The sequence below is a fragment of the Actinoplanes sp. NPDC026670 genome (genome assembly GCF_040638175.1).
Lineage (GTDB): Bacteria > Actinomycetota > Actinomycetes > Mycobacteriales > Micromonosporaceae > Actinoplanes.
The window spans coordinates 24,528-44,210 of the sequence record NZ_JBEZXU010000034.1 but is presented as its reverse complement, the minus strand read 5'-3'; the positions used below and the strand labels follow the sequence as shown (position 1 = coordinate 44,210).

Below are 19,683 nucleotides of genomic sequence, written 5' to 3'. Positions count from 1 at the left end.
CCGGCTACCCGCGTCGGCTGCCCGCCACCCAGGCCCGTCACCGGCTACCCGCGTCGGCTGCCCGCCACCCACGCCCGCCGTCCTTGTCGCCCACCGCCCGCTGCCGGCCGCCGAACCCCCAGCCTCAGGGGCGAACGAGATGCCCGGTAGCGGCGATGAACGCACACGGTCCTGTCGGTAGCGGCGATGGAATCACACAGTCGACGCCGACCGCGACGATCAGCGCACACAATGGCCGATCGTGTGCGCTGACCATCGCCCTGGCGGCGACCAGCGCACGCGAACGGTCATCGTGTGCGTCCATGGTTCCTGGACAACGGCCGACGCATCCGCCTCACTGCCGGGCTGCCAAGCGAGTGCGGCGTTCAGGCCCCGCTGAAAATCGGTGGCTCGGTGGGGACTGCGGGGAACAGGATGTGGGCGTGACCGAGTTGAAGCCGTACTTCGCCGTCCCTGTCGCTGTGGCCGATCGGGCCGTGCGACAGCAGACGGCCGCCTACCGAACGGCGGGTCTCCGGCAGCGGTCATGAGCGGGGCGTTCCTGGCCGGCGTGGTCGCCGGTTATGGCATCGCTGTGCCCGTCGGCGCCATCGGTGTCCTGATCGCCGGGCTCAGCGCTCGAACGTCACTGCGGATCGGCGCGGCCGCCGGAATGGGCGCGGCCACCGCCGACGGCATCTATGCGCTGGTCGCGGTGGCCGGGGGAGCGGCGGTGGCCGGGATCATCGCACCGGTGGAGACGCCGCTGCGCTGGTTCGGCGCCGCGGTCCTGCTGGCACTGGCCGGATGGACCGCGTGGGGAGCCGTCCGCCGGCCCGGTGTCACGGAACGGGCCGAGCGTCCGGCGACGGCGCTCCGTGCGTACGCCGGGATCCTGGCCCTGACCTTGCTCAACCCGGCCACCGTGATCTACTTCGCGGCCCTGGTGCTCGCCAGCGGCGGCGCCGGAGGCGGCGTCTGGTTCGTGACCGGCGCCTTTCTCGCCTCGGCGAGTTGGCAACTGCTGATCGCCGGCGGCGGTTCCCTGATCGGGCGCACCCTGACCAGCGACCGGGGCCGCCTGATCACCGCACTCGTCTCCAGCCTGGTGATCGCGGTCCTGGCCCTACGTCTGCTGACGACCTGACGCGGGGTGTCTACAGGTGCTTTGCGGCCTCCCTGATCGACAGCGGAGACAGCGTGTCGGCATGGGTGGCGAGGAAAGCGCGGACCGCTTCGGGATCGGTCCGGGCGTGCTGGCGTAGCGCCCAGCCGATCGCCTTGCGGACGAAGAAGTCGCGGTGACCGGCCTGGCGGGCGCAATAACCGAACAGGCGATCGGTGTCGGTCGCCTCGCGGTAGTGCAACTGGTGCAGGATCGCGGTGCGGACCAGCCACATGTTCGCCGTCTCGGACCACTCGTCCATCCGGGCGGTCAGGGCCGGGTGCTGGCGGACCAGGCCGGCGACCACCCGGGTCGCGAGTGGGTCCACTGTGTCCCACCAGGACTTCGTGGTGATCAGCTCGGCCGTGGTGTCGAGGAAAGCCGGCCCGGCGACCTTGACGTGAGTGGTCAGGTAGTCGCAGGCGAACTGCTGGAACTCCCGCCCGTCACGCGCCCAGCACGCCAGGGCCACCTCGCGCAGGTCAGCCTCGGCCGGTTTCGGCAGGCCGGCCAGGGCGACCTTGGCCCGGCTGCGGCGGACCGCGCTGGTCAGACCGAGGAACGGGAACTGATCGCGCATGTAGGCGGCCATGCCGACGGCCCGCTCCGGATCACGGGCCTCCTCGAACGCATCAGCCAGCCGGCCGACGAGAACCGTGCCAACCCGCTGGTCAGCGGGAGCCGCGCCGCCGGGAGCCGTCCCGAGGTCACTCATCCCCGCATCCTCCCACCAGGGTCCGACAAATTCCGGCGCCCGAGCGGAGGGGGAGAATGCCGGACACAGGCGAGACGAGCGGCGGAGGGCGCATGCGGGGGAGTGGAGAGCGGATGAACGGTCGTAGGGTGACGGTGATGACGGGCGGCCCTTCGCCGTAGGGTGGTGACGTGGGGGAACGCGCGGCCGCCGGCGGCGGGAAGTGGGTCGACGTAGCTCCGGAGCGACTGCCTCGATGGCTGGAGAACTTCGGTGCGCGCCATGGGTCGTACACCGAAGAGGGTCTGACGGTGATCGGCTCGGACGGTGCGTCGGCGACGCTGCACGAGCCACCGGGTGTCCTGCCCGTCTCGGCCTTGGCCGAGCTGATCGAAGCGGCGCGTGCGCCGCGGAGGCTGGGGCTGCTGCTGGCGCGCAAGGGCGCGGTCGCCGTCGGGATCGCCGACGGAACCGAACTGGTGACGTCCAAGGTGGACACCCACTACGTGCAGGGCCGGACGGCGGCGGGTGGCTGGTCGCAGCAGCGCTTCGCGCGCCGCCGCGACAACCAGGCGAAAGCGGCGTCGGCGGACGGGGCCGGGATCGTCGGCCGGATCCTTCTTCCGGAGGTACGGTCACTGGCCGCACTGGTCGCAGGCGGTGATCGTTCCGCTGTGGACGCGATCCTGTCCGCGCCTCAGCTGGCGGCGGTGGCCGCGTTGCGTACCGGAAGGATGCTCGACGTGCCGGAGCCGCGGCATGCGGTCCTGGTGTCCGCAGTGGCCGCGGCCCGTGCCGTGCCGATCCTGATCCGGGAGCCCTGACCGGGCCGGGCCATCCAAGAAGCCGGAGACGCCGAAAGCCGGAGACGCCCGGGAAGACGGAGACTCAGAGGGTCGTGGCGCTGAACGTGTCGCACTTCTTGGGGTCGCCGGACTCCCACCCGACGCGGAACCACCGCTGACGCTGCTCCGACGTGCCATGGGTGAAGCCGTCCGGGTTGATCTCGCCACCGCCACGCTGCTGGAGCGTGTCGTCGCCGATCTGCCCGGCGGTCTGGATGCCTTCCTGGATGTCGGCGTCGGTGAGGCTCGTGAAGATCTTGTCGCCGTCCTTGTCGACGGTGTTCGCGGCCGAGTGGGCCCAGGCGCCGGCGTAGCAGTCGGCCTGGAGCTCCAGCTTCACCGACTCCTGGTTGGCGTTGCCAGGGTCACGTTCCTGGCGGCGGCGCATCTCCGCCTCGGTGCCGAGGAGGTCCTGGACGTGGTGGCCGTATTCGTGGGCCAGCACATACGGCTGGGCGAACTCGCCCGGCGCGCCGAGTTCCTTGGCGAGCACCTGGTAGAAGGTGAGGTCGATGTAGACCTTGTCGTCGGCGGGGCAGTAGAACGGTCCGACACCGGAGTCGGCGGCGCCGCAGCCGGTGCTGACCCGGTTGGAGAAGATGCGTGTGGGCGCCGCCTTGTACTGCTCGCCGAACGACTCCGGCAGGGCCTGCTGCCAGTACCGCTGGATCGATGTGACGTAGAGCCCATTACGGCATTCCAGCAGCTTGGTGCGTTCCTGCTCGTTGGCGCACTGTTCGGTCGAGTTCCCGCTGGGTGCGCTCTCCTCGCCGCCGCCCAGCGTGTTGATCCCGAAGTAGCCGCCGATCAGAGCGAGGGCCAGGGTCACCACGATCCCGGCGAGCCCGCCGCCGCCGATCGGGAGGCCGCCGATGCCGCCTCCGCCGCCCGATCCGCGGACGTCCTCGATCGATCCGGGGTCGATGTCGGCGCGTTCGTTGAGTTCCATGTCGTCCCACCTTCAGCACGGTTGCCCGGGCGAGTACCCGCCTTCAGCACGGTTGCCGGGCGAGTACCCGATGATCTTGTGAATTAATCGAGCCCGGAGGCGCACGCGGGCGCGCCCCGGATTAATCGGGTGGGAGGTGTCCGCGGGCGCCCGGTAAGATGGCCGGGTGCTGCTCTGCGAAGGCTGACCTGCCCCGGCGCCGACCGTCGATCCGATGGCCGGCGCTTTTCTGCGCCCTGAGTCAGCCGTCTCACCGAGAGCGAGAAACCTCATGATCACCGCCACCGGACTGGAACTCCGCGCCGGCGCGCGCATCCTCATCTCCCCGACCACCCTGCGGGTGCAGCCCGGCGACCGGATCGGCCTGGTCGGCCGCAACGGCGCCGGCAAGACCACCACACTCAAGGTTCTCGCAGGCGAGGGCATTCCGTACGCGGGACAGGTCGAGCGGACGAGCGAGATCGGTTACCTGCCTCAGGACCCGCGGACCGGCGACCTGAACGTGACCGGCCGCGACCGGGTCCTGTCCGCCCGCGGCCTCGACACCATCCTCGCCGAGATGCAGAAACTCGAGATCCAGCTCGAGGAGAGTTCCGAGGAGAAACTGGTCCGGCGGTACGGCCAGTTGGAGGACCAGTTCTCCGCGCTCGGCGGTTACGGCGCCGAGGCCGAGGCCGCCCGGATCTGTGCCAACCTGGGCCTGCCCGAGCGCGCCCTGGCCCAGACGATCGGCACCCTCTCCGGTGGCCAGCGCCGCCGGATCGAGCTGGCCCGCATCCTGTTCGCCAACTCCGGGCAGAACGGCAAGGGCATCCTGCTGCTCGACGAGCCGACCAACCACCTCGACCAGGACTCGATCGCCTGGCTGCGCGGCTACATGGCGCAGCACAAGGGCGGCCTCATCGTGATCAGCCACGACGTCGAGCTGCTCGACGCCGCGGTGAACAAGGTGTGGTATCTCGACGCGAACCGCTCGGTCGTCGACATGTACAACATGGGCTGGAAGACGTACCTCGAAGCCCGCGAGACCGACGAGCGCCGCCGCCGCCGCGAGCGGGCCAACGCCGAGAAGAAGGCCGGCGCCCTGATGGCGCAGGCCGACAAGATGCGGGCCAAGGCCACCAAGACGGTCGCCGCGCAGAACATGGCTCGCCGCGCCGAGAAGCTTCTCGGCGGCCTCGAAGAGGTCCGGACCTCCGACAAGGTGGCCAAGGTCCGATTCCCGAGTCCGGCGCCGTGCGGCAAGACGCCTCTGACTGCGGCAAACCTCTCCAAGTCGTACGGGTCCCTGGAGATCTTCACGGACGTGAGTGTCGCGGTGGACCGTGGTTCACGGGTGGCGATCCTCGGGCTGAACGGCGCCGGCAAGACCACCCTGCTGCGGATGCTCGGTGGCCTGCTCGAACCGGACACCGGTGAGGTGCGTGCCGGGCACGGCCTCCGGCTGGGCTACTACGCCCAGGAGCACGAGACGCTGGACGTGGACCGGACGATCCTGGAGCACATGCGCAGCGCCGGCTCCGAGCAGACCGACACCGAGCTGCGGAAGATCCTCGGCGCGTTCCTCTTCTCCGGTGACGACGTCGACAAGCCGGCCGGGGTGCTCTCCGGTGGCGAGAAGACCCGTCTGGCCCTGGCCACCCTGGTCTGTTCGGGCGCCAACGTGCTGCTGCTGGACGAGCCGACGAACAACCTCGACCCGGTCAGCCGGGAGCAGGTGCTCGACGCGATCGCCAACTATCCGGGCGCGATCGTGCTGGTCACGCACGATGCCGGCTGCGTGCAGGCGCTCAAGCCGGACCGCGCGATCCTGCTGCCGGACGGCGACGAGGACGCCTGGAGCGACGATCTGCTGGAGCTCGTCGAGCTGGCCTGAGGTCCGATCGTCGTCGATCCTCAGTTGTCAACTGGTGCCCACACAGACAGTGCGATGTTCGGGCGTTTCCGAACAGGTCGGGCAGGTGCCGGGCGGTCCGTACCAAGGTCGAGTGTCACGCCATGGAGCGATCACAGCACTCTCCGGAGCGATCGAGGCGGTCCCCTCGATCCAGTGTTTCCGCAGGTGATCGATGGTCTTGGGGGACCGCCCCGGAGGGCGGAAATGGGTCCCGAGAGGCTCCCCGCAAACTGTCTGACATTGATGCCCGTGGTAACCGTCAAGTTCCTGACAGTAATAAATGGGCACGTTCACGGGGGCTAGATGCCTGGCGCATGATCGTCCGAGACGGTGTAATAGGTGGGACCGTATCTGACCGCACTGTCTGCGACGTGAGGATTCAAGATGGCAGCCACTGGCACAGCTACCAGTACTGAGAAGGGTCGTCGAATCGTCGGTAGCGAGCGGCAGTCGCTCGCCAAGGACCTGGTGAAGCGTTACACCGGCGGCGAGAGCATCCGCGCGCTGGCCGCGTCCACCGGCCGTTCCTACGGATTCGTACACCGCGTGCTCACCGAGTCTGGCGTGCAGTTGCGCCAGCGTGGTGGCGCCCGCCGCCGCAAGAAGGCGTGACGGCCGGGAACGCCGGGCCCACCACCACCGACGAGGTAGGCGTTCGCTACGAACAGGACGGGCCGGTCGCGACGGTGACGTTGTGCCGGCCCGACGTTCTCAATGCTCAGACTCCGGCGATGTGGACGGAGCTCGGCAACATTTCCCGGAAATTGCCGGGTGACGTCCGGGTCGTCATTGTCCGAGCCGAGGGACGCGCGTTTTCCGCGGGCCTGGATCTGTCGGTGGCCCGTGGCGACGGCGATTCTTCACTGTCCCGGCTGGCGCAGTTGTCAGCCACCGAGTGCGCCGATCGCATTGCCGGGTTCCAGACCGCGTTCACCTGGCTGCGTAGTCCGTCCATTGTGACGATTGCTGGAGTGCAAGGACACGCGATCGGCGCCGGCTTCCAGTTGGCGCTCAACTGCGACATGCGAGTGCTTGCGGACGACGCACGGTTCTCGATGGCCGAGGTCACCCTCGGGCTGGTTCCCGATCTGGGCGGTACGAAGCGGCTCACCGAGCTGGTCGGACCGTCCCGGGCGCTGGAGATCTGCGTCACCGGCCGGCGGATCTCCGCCGACGAGGCGGACCGGATCGGCCTGGCGACCACCGTCGTCGCCCGTGCCGACCTGGACGCGACCGTGTCCGACCTGGCCGCTGCGGTGCTGGCGGCGGACCGGGGAGCGGTCGCGGAGATCAAGGCCCTGCTGGCGGGTGCGCCCCTGCGGTCGTACGCGGAGCAGGACCGGGCCGAACGTGAGGCCCAGACACGGCGTCTCAGCGAACTGCTGGGCTCCGGGGAGTAGATCACCTCCCGGGATTGTCGTACCCACGGGGCAGGATGTGTTCTGCCCGTCGAACGACGCCCGGGAGGTGAGACATGTCCACGAGCTGGAGTGTGCTGCGCTCGATCCAGAGCGCGGATCGCGTCAACCGGCATCAGGTGCGCAAGGGCACCGCTCGGCGGATCGTGCGGTTCGCCGTGCCGTACCGGCGAGACATCTCGGTCTTCCTGCTGACCGTCATGCTGGCTGCCGGCATCGGGGTCGCCACGCCGCTGCTGGCCGGGCACGTGATCAACGCGATCACCGCAGGTGGCGCCGGCGCCGCCTCGGCGGTGGTCCGGCTCGCCCTGGTGATCGCCGCGCTGGCCGTCGCCGATGCGCTGCTGTCGCTCGCCCAGAGATGGTATTCGGCTCGCATCGGCGAGGGGATCATCCTCGACCTGCGGACCCGGGTCTATGACCACGTCCAGCGGATGCCGCTCCAGTTCTTCGCGCGCACCCAGACCGGCGCCCTGGTCAGCCGCCTCAACAACGACGTGGTCGGTGCCCAGCGGGCATTCACGTCGACGCTCTCCGGGGTGGTCAGCAACGTCATCCAGCTGACCCTCACGGCCGGTGTGATGTTCACCCTGTCCTGGCCGATCACCGCCCTGTCGCTGCTGCTCCTGCCGGTGTTCATCGTGCCCGCCCGCCGCGTCGGCCGACGGCTCGCCGAGATCACCCGTGAGTCGTACGACCTGGACGCCAAGATGAACGCGACGATGACCGAGCGGTTCAACGTCTCCGGCGCGCTGCTGGTCAAGCTTTTCGGGCGGCCGGACACCGAGGCGTCCCGGTTCGGCGAGCGTGCCTCCCGGGTCCGCGACATCGGTGTCCAGCAGGCCATGTATTCCCGCACCTTCTTCGTCGCGATGCTGCTGGTCGCCTCACTCGCGCAGGCCCTGACGTATGGGCTGGGCGGCTGGCTCGCCGTGCACGGCAACGTCTCGGCCGGCACCGTCGTCACCCTGGCCCTGCTGCTGACCAGGCTCTACGGCCCGCTCACCGCGCTCAGCAACGTCCGGGTCGACGTGATGAGCGCGCTGGTCTCGTTCGACCGGGTCTTCGAGGTGCTCGACCTGGAGCCGGGCATCGCCGAGAAACCCGGGGCGGTTCCGGTCCCGGCCGGGTCGGGGCGGATCGAGTTCCGCGACGTCCGGTTCCGCTATCCGAGCGCCGACCAGGTGTCGCTGGCCTCGCTGGAGGATGTCAGCGCCCTCGACCGGACCGAGCAGGCGGAGGTGCTCACCGGCCTCGACTTCACCGTCGAGCCGGGGCAGATGGTCGCGCTGGTCGGCCCGTCCGGCGCCGGGAAATCGACCACGTCGATGCTGGTGTCCCGGGTCTATGACGTGACAGGCGGGTCGGTGCTGGTCGGCGGGATCGACGTCCGCGACGCCACCCTGGAGTCGCTGCGGGACACGGTCGGCGTGGTCACGCAGGACTCACATCTCTTCCACGAGACCATTGCCGAGAATCTGCGGTATGCCCGGCCGGGCGCGACCGAGGAGCAGATGTGGGAGGCGCTGACCGGGGCGCGGATCGCCGCTCTGGTCCGGGCGCTGCCCGACGGGCTCGACACCGTGGTGGGCGAGCGCGGCTACCGGTTCTCCGGCGGGGAGAAACAGCGTCTCGCCATCGCCCGGCTGCTGCTCAAACAGCCGTCGATCGTGATCCTCGACGAGGCCACCGCCCACCTCGACAGCGAGTCCGAGGCGGCCGTGCAGCGAGCCCTGGCCGAGGCGTTGCGCGGCCGGACCGCCCTGGTCATCGCGCATCGGCTCTCCACCATCCGGGAGGCCGACCAGATCCTGGTCCTGGAGGAGGGGCGGATCGTCGAGCGCGGCCGGCACGAGGACCTGGTCGCGGCCGGTGGGCTCTACGCTTCGCTGTACCGGACCCAGTTCACAGAAGCGGTGATCTGATGGCCTACCTGGTGACCTTCGCGGCGCTCGCGTTGATCTGCGTGTTGCTGATGCGGTTCGCTGCCTGGGCCCGGCGCCGGGGGATCGGCGGCGGCGTGATGGGGCCGATCGACGAGGCGTGGCATCCGTCGGCTGACCGGTTCCGGCGCGAGACCGCAGTCCACGAGCAGCGGCTCCTGCCACCCCGGCCAGGCGACGACCGAACCCGCCCATGACGGTGCCGGGCCCTTTCCAGCCGCTCAGGCTCGAAATGGTCCCCGCATGCCCGTCGTGAGGGCGGCGAGTCTGGTCCGGCGATTCGATCGCAGTCCGGCCGTCCCACCGATCATCCCGCCCGAATGAGACCCACACCCGGCCATCCGCGCTCCGGCGTCCCGGGCCCAGCCCTGGGCCTGGCTGCCCGCGCCCAGCCCTGCGCCTGGCTGCCCGCGCCCAGCCCTGGGCCCGGCTGCCCGCACGCAGCTTTGCGCCCGGCGTTCCGCGCGCAGTTCTGCGCTCGACGGCCCGCGCCCAGCTTCGTGCCTGGCAGGTCGCGGTGGGCCTCACGATCGGCGGGTCCAAGTCGATCTGGATAGAAAACAAAGCCCGACCCGTGCGAAGCTGCAGGTGACTGTGGCCATGACGCGAGGCTCGCCCGATCTCGCGGGGGCGTAAGGGCGCGATGACGCCTGCCCACAGCCCGCGATGACGCCTGCCCACAGCCGCTTTCCCCATCCGGGGCAGGCGCGAAGCGCCCCGGAAGACTTGTGTAGTCGTGGATGCCTCTGAGCCTTATTCGCAGCCACCTCTGCTTGATAAGGGCAGCCCTCAGGCGGATGACGTCTTCTCGCCCACGGCTCGCCGCTCGCGGATCTTGCACGTGTTTTCACGCTCGCGTCGATCTTGCAGCTCTTTCCACATCCCAGCGGGAAGAAAGTTGCAAGGTCTCCCCGGCGCAGTGGATCTTGCACGACATACCGCGCCCAGACGTGAAGAATCATGCAAGATCGCTGCTGACCCGGAGATTCGTGCAAGATCGCCGCCAACGCGGAGAATCGTGCAAGATCTACAAGAATGGTCGGGCGCGAATTCGTTGCGAAAATGAACATTTCGACCTGGTTCGCGTCTCGGTTGCATGCGTGACCGGTGCGATGGCCTAAGCGTGGGCGGGAAATCGTCGCACGACAGAGGGATTGACCGCGGATGCGGCGAAAGCCTTGAAGCGGCTTCCCCCGGGGTGAAAGTTAACAAAATTGCTGGGTGCCCACCCCTCGTCGATCTTGTGCGGCTGCGGCTGCGGCTATGGCTGGGATCGGGGGCGAACGGCTCGCAAACTCGGCGAGGGGTGTCTGTGGGCGGAGAGTTGCGAGATCTGCGAGGGGTGTCTGTGGGCGGAAGGTTGCGAGATCTGCGAAGGGTGTCTGCGGGTGGGAGGTTACGAGGTCGGTAGGACGTGTTTGTGGCGGTGGGCGGTCACGAGGTCGGTGGGTGGGCTGGGGTCGCTGCTGCTCGGAGAGCGGCGAACTCGGTGATCAAGGCCGGCAGCTGGAAGTGGGCGTTCAGGCCGCTCGGGTTCGGCAGCACCCAGACCGGCACGCCGGCGATTGTGTCGCTCTGGGGGCCGAGCCGGGCCTTCGGGCGCTGGAACGCCGCGCGGTAGGCGGTCACGCCCAGCACCGCCAGGTATCGCGGGCGCAGCCGGGCCACCCGTGCGGCGAGTTGGGTGCCGCCTTCGAGGAACTCCTCGGGTGACAGTTCGTCGGCTCGGGCGGTCGCCCGGGAGACCACGTTGGTGATGCCGAGGCCGAGGGCCGGCAGTAGATGCTGTTCGGATGGGTGCAGCAGCCGGTCAGTGAAGCCGGCGCCGTGCAGCGCGGGCCAGAACCGGTTTCCCGGGCGGGCGAAATGGTGGCCGGTCGCCGCCGAGTAGAGGCTCGGATTGATGCCGGAGAACAACACGAGCAGGTCCGGTCCCGCCACGTCGGGAATGGTGCGGTCAGCGGCCGCCGCCACCTCGTCGGCACTGGGCCGCCTGGACGAGAGATCGGCGGCGGGCCGGATCTCGGGTGGGGCGGCGGTGGTCCGGGTTTCGGGTGGGGCGGTGGTGGGCTGGGTTTCGGGTGGCACGGTGGTGGGCTGGGGCGCCCGGCCGGTGCTGGGGGAAGTGGGGGCGGTCACAGGGTTCGGAGGGCGCCGCCGTCGACCGCCACCGCCACGCCCGTCACGTAACTCGCCGCGGGGGACAGCAGGAAAGCAGCCGCCCGGCCGAACTCGGTGGGCTCGCCGATGCGGCGCAGCGGGATTCCGGAGGCGACCGCTTCGGCGGCGGCGACCGGGTCGGCGGCCGATTCGAAGAGTTCACGGCTGCGGTCGGTCATGAAACGGCCGGGCAGGACACTGAGCACCCGGATGCCGCGCGGCCCGAACTCGTCGGCCATGTCCTTCGCCACCATCGCCAGGCCGGGACGGAAACCGTTGGAGAGGCCGAGGCCGGCCAGCGGCGTCTTCACCGACGTGGACAGCACCAGGCCGATCGCGCCACCCTCCGGCAGCGCCGACGCGAAGGTCCGGGCGGCCCGCACCGAACCCAGGAACACCGTCTCGAACGCGCTCGTCCACTGGTCGTCGCTCATGCTCGCCGCGCTGCCCGGCGCCGGACCGCCGACCGAGACCAGCGCGCCGTCGAGCCGCCCGAACCGCTCCTGCGCGGCGTGCACCAGCTCACGCGGGGTGCTCGGGTCGGACAGGTCGGCGGTCACCCCGAGGGCGTGCTCCGGGCCGCCGAGCGCGGCGACCGCCTCGGTGACCCGGTCGCCGTCACGTGACGAGATGACCACTTTCGCCCCGTCGCCGACGAGCGCCTGCGCGGTGGCGAACCCGAGCCCGCGTGAGGCCCCGGTGAGGATGTAGACACGATCAGCGAGCCCAAGGTCCATGCCCCGATCCTGCCATCTCCCGCCGCAGCGCCGTCGCGGTGGCCGCGTCGGCGGGCAGGAACGCCTCGATGGCGAGTTCGGACAGGGTCACGTCACGCGGTGTGCCGAGCACCGTCGTGATGCTGAAGAAACGCAGGTCCTCGTAGTGCAGCGGAACGACGAGACCGTCCGGGTGGGCGGTGCTCTCCCCGCCGGGGTAGGCGGCCAGTTCGGCCCGGAGCTCGCGCAGCACCGGGTCGCCCGTCGCCGCGGCCTGCCGGTCGAGGCGGTGCAGGATGTGCGTACGCCAATCGGGAAGGTTTTTGATCCGGCTCGCCATGCCGGCCGGATGCAGTGCCAGGCGCAGGACGTTGACCGGCGGGGTCAGCAGCTCGGGAGCGCATCCGGCGGTGAACCGGGCCACCCCGTCGTTGCCGTCGATCATCGTCCAGTGCCTGTCGATCAGGATCGCCGGATGCGGTGCGTGCCCGGCCAGCACGTTGCGGAGCGCGCTCAGCACGTCGGCGAGCGGCGGGCCGTCCAGTTCGGACTCCGGGTAGGCGGGCGCGTACCCGCCGGCCAGCAGCAGCTCGTTGCGGGCCCGCAGCGGCACGTCCAGTTCCTCGGCCAGGCGCAGCAGCATCTGCCGGGTCGGCCGGGAGCGGCCGGTCTCCACGAACGACAGGTGCCGGGTCGACACCCCGGACCGGCCGGAGAGATCGAGCTGGCTCATCCGCCTGGTGTCCCGCCAGCCGCGCAGCAACCTGCCCACCTCGCTCATTCCGGCAGCGTAGGCGGGCGCGCGGGACGGCGGCCATTACCTCGTGGGTAATCGCCGGCATTACGCCAGGGTATGGCCGCCGTTCACGGCGATCCGTTCGCCGGTGACGAAACGGGCCTGGTCCGAGGCGAGGAAGGCCACCACGTCGGACACCTCGGCGGGTGTGCCCATCCGGCCCAGCGGCACGTCTCGCCGGTAGTCGTCGACCTGGTCGGCGGGTATCCCGGCGTGGCGTTCGACGGGGATCCAGCCGGGCGCCACCAGGTTGACGGTGATGCCGAGCGGACCGAGCTCCCGGGCCCACGTGCGGGTCAGGGAGAGCTGGGCGGCCTTCGCGGCGCTGTACGCCGACATTCCGGGCGCGGAGCGTTCGGGCAGGTCGGAGCCGATGTGGATGATGCGCCCGCCGCCGAGCCGGCGCATGTCCGGGACGGCCGCCCGCATCAGCAGGGTCGGGCTCTTCACGAAGAACAGCAGCTGGTCGAGGTGGTCCTGCCAGGTCAGGTCGAGCGCTGCCCGTACCGGCTGAGGTCCTGTCGCGTTGGGGATCAGCACCCGGACCGGCCCGAGGACGTCTCGCACCGCGGGCAGGAGATCCGCGACGGCGGTCTCGTCGGTGATGTCGGCGCGGAATGCGGCGGCCGTGCCACCGGCCGCGACGATCGCGGCGACGACACGTTCGGCGCCGTCCGGATCGGGCAGGTAGTTGACCGCCACCGGCCAGCCGTCGGCGGCGAGCCGCCGCGCGATCTCCGCGCCGAGCCCGCGTGAGGCCCCCGTGACCAGGGCGGATCCGCGTCTGCCGGGCATCGGGGTCAGTGGCGGCGGACGGCTTCCTCGACCACGTCGAGGACTGCGGCGAGCTCGCCGGCCGGGCGGCCGGTGGCCAGGTGGAGGACGAGCCCGTCGTACGCGAGCTCGAGGAACTGGGTGAGGACCTCGACCGGCACGTCCTCGCGGAGCACGCCGGCGTCCCGCTGGCGCTGGAGTCGTTCGCGGGTGGCGTCGGCGATGGCGGCCGACCGCTGCGCCCACCGTTTGGCGAAGGCCGGATCGGTACGCCGCCGGTGCGCCACCTCGAGCTGGGTGCCGAGCCACCCGGCCGTGTCGCCCTCGCTGTTGCCGGCGCGTTCGAGCAGGTCACGCATCACCTGGACGAGACCGTTACGGGCGACTGTCTCAGCCATCGTGGCGGCGTCGTCCTCGGCGACCGCGAGGAAGAGATGTTCCTTGTCCCGGAAATGGTGGAAAATCGCGCCACGGGACATGCCGGTGGCCTCTTCGAGCCGGTGGACGGTCGCGCCGTTGTATCCGAACCGCGCGAAGCACGTGCGGGACGCGCTGAGGATCTCGTGGCGTCGAGCATCGAGCTGGTCCTGACTCACCCTGGGCACACCGTTGATCGTGTCATGGGCCAGGACTTTCTTGCAATCCGTACGTACGGCTTACTAGAGCCGGGTGACCCACGATCGGATGATGCGAATTTCGTCATCCTCTCAGCGTTTTGTTAACAGTCCTGGGCTGGTTGGTTCCCGTGATGCTCACGTAAAGTGCGCGCGTGCCTCTAGTCTTCCTCGCTCTGGACGACACCCTGCTTGACCGCAGTGGTGCGTTCCGGCTGTGGGCGAAGGGGTTCCTCGATGAGATCGCGGCGCCGCAGGACGATCTGGAGTGGCTCGTCGCGGTCGACGCGGACGGCCTGACCTCCCGGTGGGACCTCGCCGACCTGATCCGCGAGCGCTACCGGCTGCGGGTCTCGTCGATCGATCTGGTCGACGAGCTGAACGGCGGTCCACAGACCTTTGAACGCCTCGACCCGATGGTCGGTTGCGCGCTGGAGATCGCCGGCGATGCCGGGCTGGTGCCGGTGGTGGTCACCAACGGGCCGGCCGACCAGCAGGACGCCCGGATCCGGCGCACCGGCCTGGACCGCTATGTCGCCGACTGGGTGATCTCCGAGGAGTGCGGGGTGAGCAAGCCCAACCCGCGGATCTTCGCGGTCGCCGCCCAGCGGGTGCGGATGCGGCTGGCCGGCGCGTGGGTGGTCGGTGACAGCCCGGAGGCCGACATCGGCGGGGCCGCGGCGCTCGGCCTGCCCAGCGTGTGGCTGCACCGGGGGCGGGAGTGGGTGGACAACCGGTTCGCGCCGACCCACGCGGTCGGTAACGTGATCCAGGGCCTGTCCGCGATCATGGCGAACCGCTGAATTAATTCGGTTGCGCGCCCCGCCGTGATCGGAGAGAGTGGGCGCGCTGTAGAGAACGACCTGACGAGCAAGACCCGACGAGAAAGAAGGGGGTGGACCAGATGGCTGTCGTTGTGATGCCTGCTGTCCGCGTTTCCCTGAAAACTTCTTTCTCCGAGGAGAACCTCCAGTGCGCGAGCACGACTCTTACGGCTCCACCACCATGCGCGGCAAGCGCAAGAAGTTCGACGACGACGACCCCACGTTCGTAAAGCGCGGCCGGATCGAGCCGGCCCTGCAGGAGGACCCGGATCTGCCCGAGGAGGGCGACCGCTGGTCCACGTGGGACGGCGCCCTGCACGGTCCCGAGCCTCGCCCCGACTGGGTCCGCACCGAGTACGGTGCGGTCGACACCGAGCTGGGCATGCTCAAGACCGGCAAGGAAGCCGACGTGTTCCTGGTGCGCCGGGCCATCCCGGGCACCGACAAGATCAGCATGCTGGCAGCCAAGCGCTACCGTGACGGCGACCATCGGATGTTCCATCGCGACGCCGGTTATCTCGAAGGGCGCCGGGTCCGCCGGTCCCGGGAGATGCGGGCGATGAACAACCGGACCGCCTTCGGCAAGGAGATGATCTCCGGGCAGTGGTCGGCGGCCGAATTCGGCGCGCTCGGCCGGCTGTGGGAGATCGGGCAGGAGAGCGGCCTGGTCTGTGTGCCCTACCCGGTCCAGCTGATCGGCACCGAGCTGATGATGGAGTTCATCGGCGACTGGGAGACGGGCGAGGCCGCGCCACGCCTCGCCCAGGTCCGGGCTGATCCGGATCAGCTGGCCGACCTGTGGCGGCAGATGACCGACGCGCTGTCGGTGCTGGCCCGGGCGCAGGTGGCGCACGGTGACCTGTCGCCGTACAACACGATGGTGCACGACGGGCGGCTCGTCATGATCGACCTGCCGCAGATCGTCGACGTCATCGCCAACCCGCGCGGGGGCGAGTTCATCGCCCGGGACGTGCGCAACGTGGCGAGCTGGTTCCGGTCGCGGGGCCTGACCATCGACGAGGACGAGCTGATCGAGCGCCTGCACTTCGAGGCGGGCCTGCGCTGACCGGCAGCTGGGGCCGGGGCCGCACGGCCCCGGCTCACCTCACTGAATGTAGCCCTCGACCTCGGCGGTGCTGTGGGCCTGCTCGACATCCGGATCGTGGCCGGCGTCACGGGCCGCCCGGCGGCGGCGCAGCAGGTCCCAGCACTGGTCGAGGGACTCCTCCAGGTCCTTGAGGCGGGTGTGCTCCTCGTCGGACGAGATCTTGCCATCGCTCAGCTGGCGGCGAAGCTTGTGCTCCTCGTCGACCAGCTCGCTGATCCGTCCCAGAACGGTCTTGTCATCCATGTCCGAAGCCTATTCACCACCGGCGGGGTGTCCACGCCGACCCGTGGGAAGATCGCCGGGTGACGCTTGACGAGCAGCGGGAGCACATCCTCTCCGGGGCCATGTACAACGACCTGACCAGCGAACTCGTCGAGGCGCGGGAGCGGACCGTGCTGCTCACCGACGAGTACAACCGGAGCTTCGGGCGGCCGCAGGCGGAACGCGAGGGCATTCTGCGGCGGCTGCTCAAGTCGGTCGGTGACGGGTGTCACTTCGAGCCGACGTTCCGGTGCGAGTTCGGGTTCAACATCAGCGTCGGGGACAGCTTCTACGCCAACTTCGACTGCGTGATGCTCGACGGCGGCGGGATCACCATCGGTGACCATGTGCTGTTCGGGCCGCGGGTCGGGATCTACACCTCCAACCACGCCATCGACGCGGCCGAGCGGGCGGCCGGCGCCTGCTACGCCAAGCCGGTGACGATCGGGGACAACGTGTGGATCGGTGGCGGCGTCACCATCAACCAGGGCGTCACGATCGGTGACGGCGCGATTGTCGCCTCCGGCAGCGTGGTCACCAAGCCGATCCCCTCCGGGGTGATCGCGGCCGGCGTCCCGGCCCGGGTGCTGCGTGAGATCACCGACGCCGACAAGACCGGATTCAAACCCTGATTCTGGTACGGGGTGAGCGCCTCTTTCGTGAAGCGGGGGCGGGTAGCCGTACCGGATATGGAAAAAGCCCGCCTCCCGGAACCGGAAAGCGGGCCTTGACCAGGCAATGTCAGCTGCGAAGCATCTTGCGCAGCACGTACTGCAGGATGCCGCCGTTGCGGTAGTAGTCGGCCTCGCCGGGCGTGTCGATGCGGACGACCGCGTCGAACTCGATGCCGGTGTCGGTGGTGACCTTGACCGTGCTCGGCGTGGTGCCGTCGTTGAGCTCGGTGACGCCGGCGAACGAGAAGGTCTCGGTGCCGGTGAGGCCGAGCGACGCGGCGTTCTCGCCCTGCGGGAACTGCAGCGGGAGCACGCCCATGCCGATCAGGTTCGAGCGGTGGATGCGCTCGTAGCTCTCGGCGATGACCGCGCGGACGCCGAGGAGCATGGTGCCCTTGGCGGCCCAGTCACGCGACGAGCCCGAGCCGTACTCCTTGCCGGCCAGGATCACCAGCGGGATGCCGGCCTCCTGGTAGGCGACCGAGGCGTCGTAGATGGTGGTCTGCTCGCCGGTCAGGTGGTTGAGCGTGAAGCCACCCTCGACATCGGTCAGCAGCTGGTTGCGCAGCCGGATGTTGGCGAACGTGCCCCGGATCATGACCTCGTGGTTGCCGCGGCGCGAGCCGTAGCTGTTGAACTCGGCGCGCGGGACGCCGTGCTCGGCGAGGTACTTACCGGCGGGCGAGTCCGGCTTGATCGAGCTGGCCGGGGAGATGTGGTCGGTGGTGACCGAGTCGCCCAGCTTGGCCAGCACGCGGGCGCCGGTGATGTCGGTCACCGGGCTCGGGTCGGCCTGCATGCCCTCGAAGTACGGGGGCTTCCGGACGTAGGTGGAGTCGTCCGCCCAGGCGAAGGTGTTGCCGGTCGGGGTCGGCAGCGACTGCCACTGCTCGTCGCCGGCGAAGACGTCCTGGTAGGCGGTGCTGAAGCCCTCGGCGCCGATGGCCTGCGCGATCGTCTCGTCGATCTCGGCGTTGGTCGGCCAGATGTCGTTGAGGTAGACCGGCTTGCCGTCCGAGCCGGTGCCGAGCGGCTCGGTGGTGATGTCGATGTCCATCGAGCCGGCCAGGGCGTACGCCACCACCAGCGGCGGGGACGCCAGGTAGTTCATCTTGACGTCCGGGTTGATCCGGCCCTCGAAGTTCCGGTTGCCGGAGAGGACGCTGACCGCGGTCAGGTCGGCCTCGTTGATGGCGGCCGAGACCTCCTCGGGCAGCGGGCCCGAGTTGCCGATGCAGGTGGTGCAGCCGTAGCCGACCAGGTTGAAACCGATCTTGTCCAGGTACGGCGTGAGGCCGGCCCGGTTGTAGTAGTCGGAGACGACCTTCGAGCCCGGGGCCAGGGTGGTCTTGACCCACGGCTTGCGGGTCAGGCCCTTCTCCACCGCCTTCTTGGCGAGCAGGGCGGCGCCGATCATGACCTGCGGGTTCGAGGTGTTGGTGCAGGACGTGATGGCGGCGATCACGACGGCGCCGTGGTCCAGCTCGTACTCGTTGCCGTCCTCGCCCTTGACCAGGGTGGGCTTGGAGGTGCGGCCCTTGGCGCCGTTGGCGGCGCTGAAGATGACCGGCTTGTCGGCGTCGTCCTGCACACCGTTGGCGGGCGCGTCGGACGCCGGGAAGGACTCCTCGCTGGCCTCGTCGGCGTGGCCGTGCGGCGCCGCGTAGGTCGGCAGCGCGCCACGGAACGCGGCCTTCGCCTCGCTCAGCAGCACCCGGTCCTGCGGGCGCTTCGGGCCGGCCAGCGACGGGACGATCGTCGACAGGTCGAGCTCCAGCTTCTCGCTGAAGTCCGGCTCGGCGTCCGGGTCGAGCCAGAGACCCTGGCGCTTCGCGTACGCCTCGACGAGCGCGACCTGCTGCTCGGAGCGGCCGGTGAGCTTGAGGTAGTCGATGGTCTGCTCGTCGATCGGGAACATCGCGGCGGTCGAGCCGTACTCCGGCGACATGTTGCCGATGGTCGCGCGGTTCGCCAGCGGGACGGCGCTCACGCCGGGGCCGTAGAACTCGACGAACTTGCTGACCACACCGTGCTTGCGCAGCATCTCGGTGATGGTGAGCACCAGGTCGGTGGCGGTGGTGCCGGCCGGGGCCTCGCCGTAGAGCTTGAAGCCGACGACCCGCGGGATCAGCATGCTGACCGGCTGGCCGAGCATGGCGGCCTCGGCCTCGATGCCGCCGACGCCCCAGCCCAGCACACCCAGGCCGTTGACCATGGTGGTGTGCGAGTCGGTGCCGACCACGGTGTCGGGGTAGGCCTGGCCGTTGCGCTCCATGATCGTACGAGCCAGGTACTCGATGTTGACCTGGTGCACGATGCCGGTGCCCGGCGGGACGACCTTGAACTCGTTGAACGCGGTCTGACCCCAGCGCAGGAACTGGTAGCGCTCGCGGTTGCGCTGGTACTCCAGCTCCACGTTGCGCTGGAAGGCGTCCTCGCGGCCGAACAGGTCGGCGATGACCGAGTGGTCGATGACCATCTCGGCCGGCGAGAGCGGGTTCACCTTGGTCGGGTCGCCGCCCAGGTCCTTCACGGCCTCACGCATGGTGGCCAGGTCGACCACGCAGGGGACGCCGGTGAAGTCCTGCATCAGCACCCGTGCCGGGGTGAACTGAATCTCGACGTTCGGCTGTGCGTCCTTGTCCCAGCTGCCGAGCGCGTTGATGTGGTCGGCGGTGATGTTCGCGCCGTCCTCAGTGCGCAGCAGGTTCTCCAGGAGGACCTTCAAGGAGTAGGGCAGGCGTTCGTGCCCCTTCACCTTGTCGATCGTGAAAATCTCGTAGCTCGCGTCTCCGACGCGCAGCTCGCTCTTCGCACCAAAGGTGTCGAGGCTGGCCACCGTCATCTCCTTCACACCCAGCGACTG

General features: G+C 69.5%; 19 protein-coding genes. 10 read left to right on the top strand and 9 right to left on the bottom strand.

Going from position 1 to position 19,683, the window contains the following annotated elements; translation table 11 throughout:
- The first annotated feature begins 526 nt into the window (after positions 1-526).
- On the top strand, positions 527-1,126 hold the full coding sequence (locus tag AB0E94_RS29790) for a LysE family transporter (protein WP_360332687.1): 600 nt from the start codon (positions 527-529) through the stop codon (positions 1,124-1,126).
- Positions 1,127-1,136: 10 nt separating this feature from the next.
- On the opposite strand, the gene AB0E94_RS29785 is transcribed toward AB0E94_RS29790, so the two are convergent.
- Positions 1,137-1,859 (bottom strand): DNA alkylation repair protein, encoded by a 723-nt coding sequence (locus AB0E94_RS29785; RefSeq protein ID WP_360332684.1) that lies wholly within the window; start codon positions 1,857-1,859, stop codon positions 1,137-1,139.
- 170 nt (positions 1,860-2,029) lie between these two features.
- On the opposite strand from AB0E94_RS29785, the gene AB0E94_RS29780 reads away from it, so the two are divergent.
- Positions 2,030-2,662, top strand: coding sequence for an acVLRF1 family peptidyl-tRNA hydrolase (locus tag AB0E94_RS29780; RefSeq protein ID WP_360332681.1), 633 nt, complete (start codon positions 2,030-2,032; stop codon positions 2,660-2,662).
- 64 nt (positions 2,663-2,726) lie between these two features.
- On the opposite strand, the gene AB0E94_RS29775 is transcribed toward AB0E94_RS29780, so the two are convergent.
- Positions 2,727-3,632, bottom strand: a complete 906-nt coding sequence (locus AB0E94_RS29775; RefSeq protein ID WP_360332678.1) for a neutral zinc metallopeptidase — start codon at positions 3,630-3,632, stop codon at positions 2,727-2,729.
- Between the two features lie 271 nt (positions 3,633-3,903).
- On the opposite strand from AB0E94_RS29775, the gene AB0E94_RS29770 reads away from it, so the two are divergent.
- The 5 genes from AB0E94_RS29770 (at position 3,904) to AB0E94_RS29750 (ending at position 9,087) form a co-directional block, all read left to right on the top strand.
- A complete protein-coding gene (locus tag AB0E94_RS29770; protein WP_360332676.1) occupies positions 3,904-5,508 on the top strand; it encodes an ABC-F family ATP-binding cassette domain-containing protein in 1,605 nt (534 codons plus the stop codon).
- A gap of 405 nt (positions 5,509-5,913) precedes the next feature.
- Positions 5,914-6,141, top strand: a complete 228-nt coding sequence (locus tag AB0E94_RS29765; protein ID WP_020510159.1) for a helix-turn-helix domain-containing protein — start codon at positions 5,914-5,916, stop codon at positions 6,139-6,141.
- Positions 6,138-6,929 carry an enoyl-CoA hydratase/isomerase family protein gene (locus tag AB0E94_RS29760; protein ID WP_360332673.1) on the top strand — a complete coding sequence of 264 codons (792 nt, stop codon included), beginning with the start codon at positions 6,138-6,140 and terminating at the stop codon, positions 6,927-6,929. The genes AB0E94_RS29765 and AB0E94_RS29760 overlap by 4 nt, the downstream gene beginning before the upstream one ends.
- A 74-nt stretch (positions 6,930-7,003) precedes the next feature.
- Positions 7,004-8,872, top strand: coding sequence for an ABC transporter ATP-binding protein (locus tag AB0E94_RS29755; protein WP_360332670.1), 1,869 nt, complete (start codon positions 7,004-7,006; stop codon positions 8,870-8,872).
- The gene (locus AB0E94_RS29750) at positions 8,872-9,087 is read left to right on the top strand and encodes a hypothetical protein (protein ID WP_360332667.1); all 216 of its coding nucleotides are present in this window, start codon (positions 8,872-8,874) and stop codon (positions 9,085-9,087) included. Before AB0E94_RS29755 ends, AB0E94_RS29750 begins: the two co-directional genes overlap by 1 nt.
- Positions 9,088-10,324: 1,237 nt before the next feature.
- On the opposite strand, the gene mug is transcribed toward AB0E94_RS29750, so the two are convergent.
- The 5 genes from mug to AB0E94_RS29725 form a co-directional block, all read right to left on the bottom strand.
- Entirely contained in the window at positions 10,325-10,912 is a 588-nt protein-coding gene (gene mug, locus AB0E94_RS29745; protein WP_360332869.1) for a G/U mismatch-specific DNA glycosylase, read from the bottom strand.
- Between the two features lie 113 nt (positions 10,913-11,025).
- On the bottom strand, positions 11,026-11,787 hold the full coding sequence (locus AB0E94_RS29740; RefSeq protein ID WP_360332664.1) for an SDR family oxidoreductase: 762 nt from the start codon (positions 11,785-11,787) through the stop codon (positions 11,026-11,028).
- The gene (locus AB0E94_RS29735; RefSeq protein ID WP_360332660.1) at positions 11,768-12,547 is read right to left on the bottom strand and encodes a helix-turn-helix transcriptional regulator; all 780 of its coding nucleotides are present in this window, start codon (positions 12,545-12,547) and stop codon (positions 11,768-11,770) included. The genes AB0E94_RS29740 and AB0E94_RS29735 overlap by 20 nt, the downstream gene beginning before the upstream one ends.
- Before the next feature lie 60 nt (positions 12,548-12,607).
- Positions 12,608-13,357: an SDR family oxidoreductase gene (locus AB0E94_RS29730; RefSeq protein ID WP_360332657.1), complete on the bottom strand. Its 750-nt coding sequence runs from the start codon at positions 13,355-13,357 to the stop codon at positions 12,608-12,610.
- A 5-nt stretch (positions 13,358-13,362) separates the two neighbouring features.
- Positions 13,363-13,941: a helix-turn-helix domain-containing protein gene (locus tag AB0E94_RS29725; RefSeq protein WP_360332654.1), complete on the bottom strand. Its 579-nt coding sequence runs from the start codon at positions 13,939-13,941 to the stop codon at positions 13,363-13,365.
- 164 nt (positions 13,942-14,105) lie between these two features.
- Here AB0E94_RS29725 and AB0E94_RS29720 point away from each other — a divergent pair, with 164 nt between their 5' ends.
- Positions 14,106-14,753, top strand: coding sequence for an HAD family hydrolase (locus AB0E94_RS29720; RefSeq protein ID WP_360332651.1), 648 nt, complete (start codon positions 14,106-14,108; stop codon positions 14,751-14,753).
- Positions 14,754-14,955: 202 nt separating this feature from the next.
- A complete protein-coding gene (locus AB0E94_RS29715) occupies positions 14,956-15,840 on the top strand; it encodes an RIO1 family regulatory kinase/ATPase (RefSeq protein WP_360332866.1) in 885 nt (294 codons plus the stop codon).
- Positions 15,841-15,879: 39 nt separating this feature from the next.
- Here AB0E94_RS29715 and AB0E94_RS29710 read toward each other — a convergent pair whose 3' ends face one another.
- Positions 15,880-16,125, bottom strand: coding sequence for a DUF2630 family protein (locus AB0E94_RS29710; protein WP_360332648.1), 246 nt, complete (start codon positions 16,123-16,125; stop codon positions 15,880-15,882).
- 59 nt (positions 16,126-16,184) lie between these two features.
- Here AB0E94_RS29710 and AB0E94_RS29705 point away from each other — a divergent pair, with 59 nt between their 5' ends.
- Positions 16,185-16,775 (top strand): sugar O-acetyltransferase, encoded by a 591-nt coding sequence (locus AB0E94_RS29705; protein ID WP_360332645.1) that lies wholly within the window; start codon positions 16,185-16,187, stop codon positions 16,773-16,775.
- 109 nt (positions 16,776-16,884) lie between these two features.
- Here AB0E94_RS29705 and acnA read toward each other — a convergent pair whose 3' ends face one another.
- Positions 16,885-19,671, bottom strand: coding sequence for an aconitate hydratase AcnA (acnA, locus tag AB0E94_RS29700; protein WP_360332642.1), 2,787 nt, complete (start codon positions 19,669-19,671; stop codon positions 16,885-16,887).
- Positions 19,672-19,683: the final 12 nt, after the last annotated feature.

Excerpts from the sequence above, each read along its gene's own strand:
- AB0E94_RS29790 (WP_360332687.1), top strand. The coding sequence starts at position 527 with ATGAGCGGGGCGTTCCTGGCCGGCGTGGTCGCCGGTTATGGCATCGCT.
- AB0E94_RS29785 (WP_360332684.1), bottom strand. The coding sequence starts at position 1,859 with ATGAGTGACCTCGGGACGGCTCCCGGCGGCGCGGCTCCCGCTGACCAG.
- AB0E94_RS29775 (WP_360332678.1), bottom strand. The coding sequence starts at position 3,632 with ATGGAACTCAACGAACGCGCCGACATCGACCCCGGATCGATCGAGGAC.
- AB0E94_RS29770 (WP_360332676.1), top strand. The coding sequence starts at position 3,904 with ATGATCACCGCCACCGGACTGGAACTCCGCGCCGGCGCGCGCATCCTC.
- AB0E94_RS29765 (WP_020510159.1), top strand. The coding sequence starts at position 5,914 with ATGGCAGCCACTGGCACAGCTACCAGTACTGAGAAGGGTCGTCGAATC.
- AB0E94_RS29755 (WP_360332670.1), top strand. The coding sequence starts at position 7,004 with ATGTCCACGAGCTGGAGTGTGCTGCGCTCGATCCAGAGCGCGGATCGC.
- AB0E94_RS29750 (WP_360332667.1), top strand. The coding sequence starts at position 8,872 with ATGGCCTACCTGGTGACCTTCGCGGCGCTCGCGTTGATCTGCGTGTTG.
- AB0E94_RS29740 (WP_360332664.1), bottom strand. The coding sequence starts at position 11,787 with ATGGACCTTGGGCTCGCTGATCGTGTCTACATCCTCACCGGGGCCTCA.
- AB0E94_RS29735 (WP_360332660.1), bottom strand. The coding sequence starts at position 12,547 with ATGAGCGAGGTGGGCAGGTTGCTGCGCGGCTGGCGGGACACCAGGCGG.
- AB0E94_RS29730 (WP_360332657.1), bottom strand. The coding sequence starts at position 13,357 with ATGCCCGGCAGACGCGGATCCGCCCTGGTCACGGGGGCCTCACGCGGG.
- AB0E94_RS29715 (WP_360332866.1), top strand. The coding sequence starts at position 14,956 with ATGCGCGGCAAGCGCAAGAAGTTCGACGACGACGACCCCACGTTCGTA.
- AB0E94_RS29710 (WP_360332648.1), bottom strand. The coding sequence starts at position 16,125 with ATGGATGACAAGACCGTTCTGGGACGGATCAGCGAGCTGGTCGACGAG.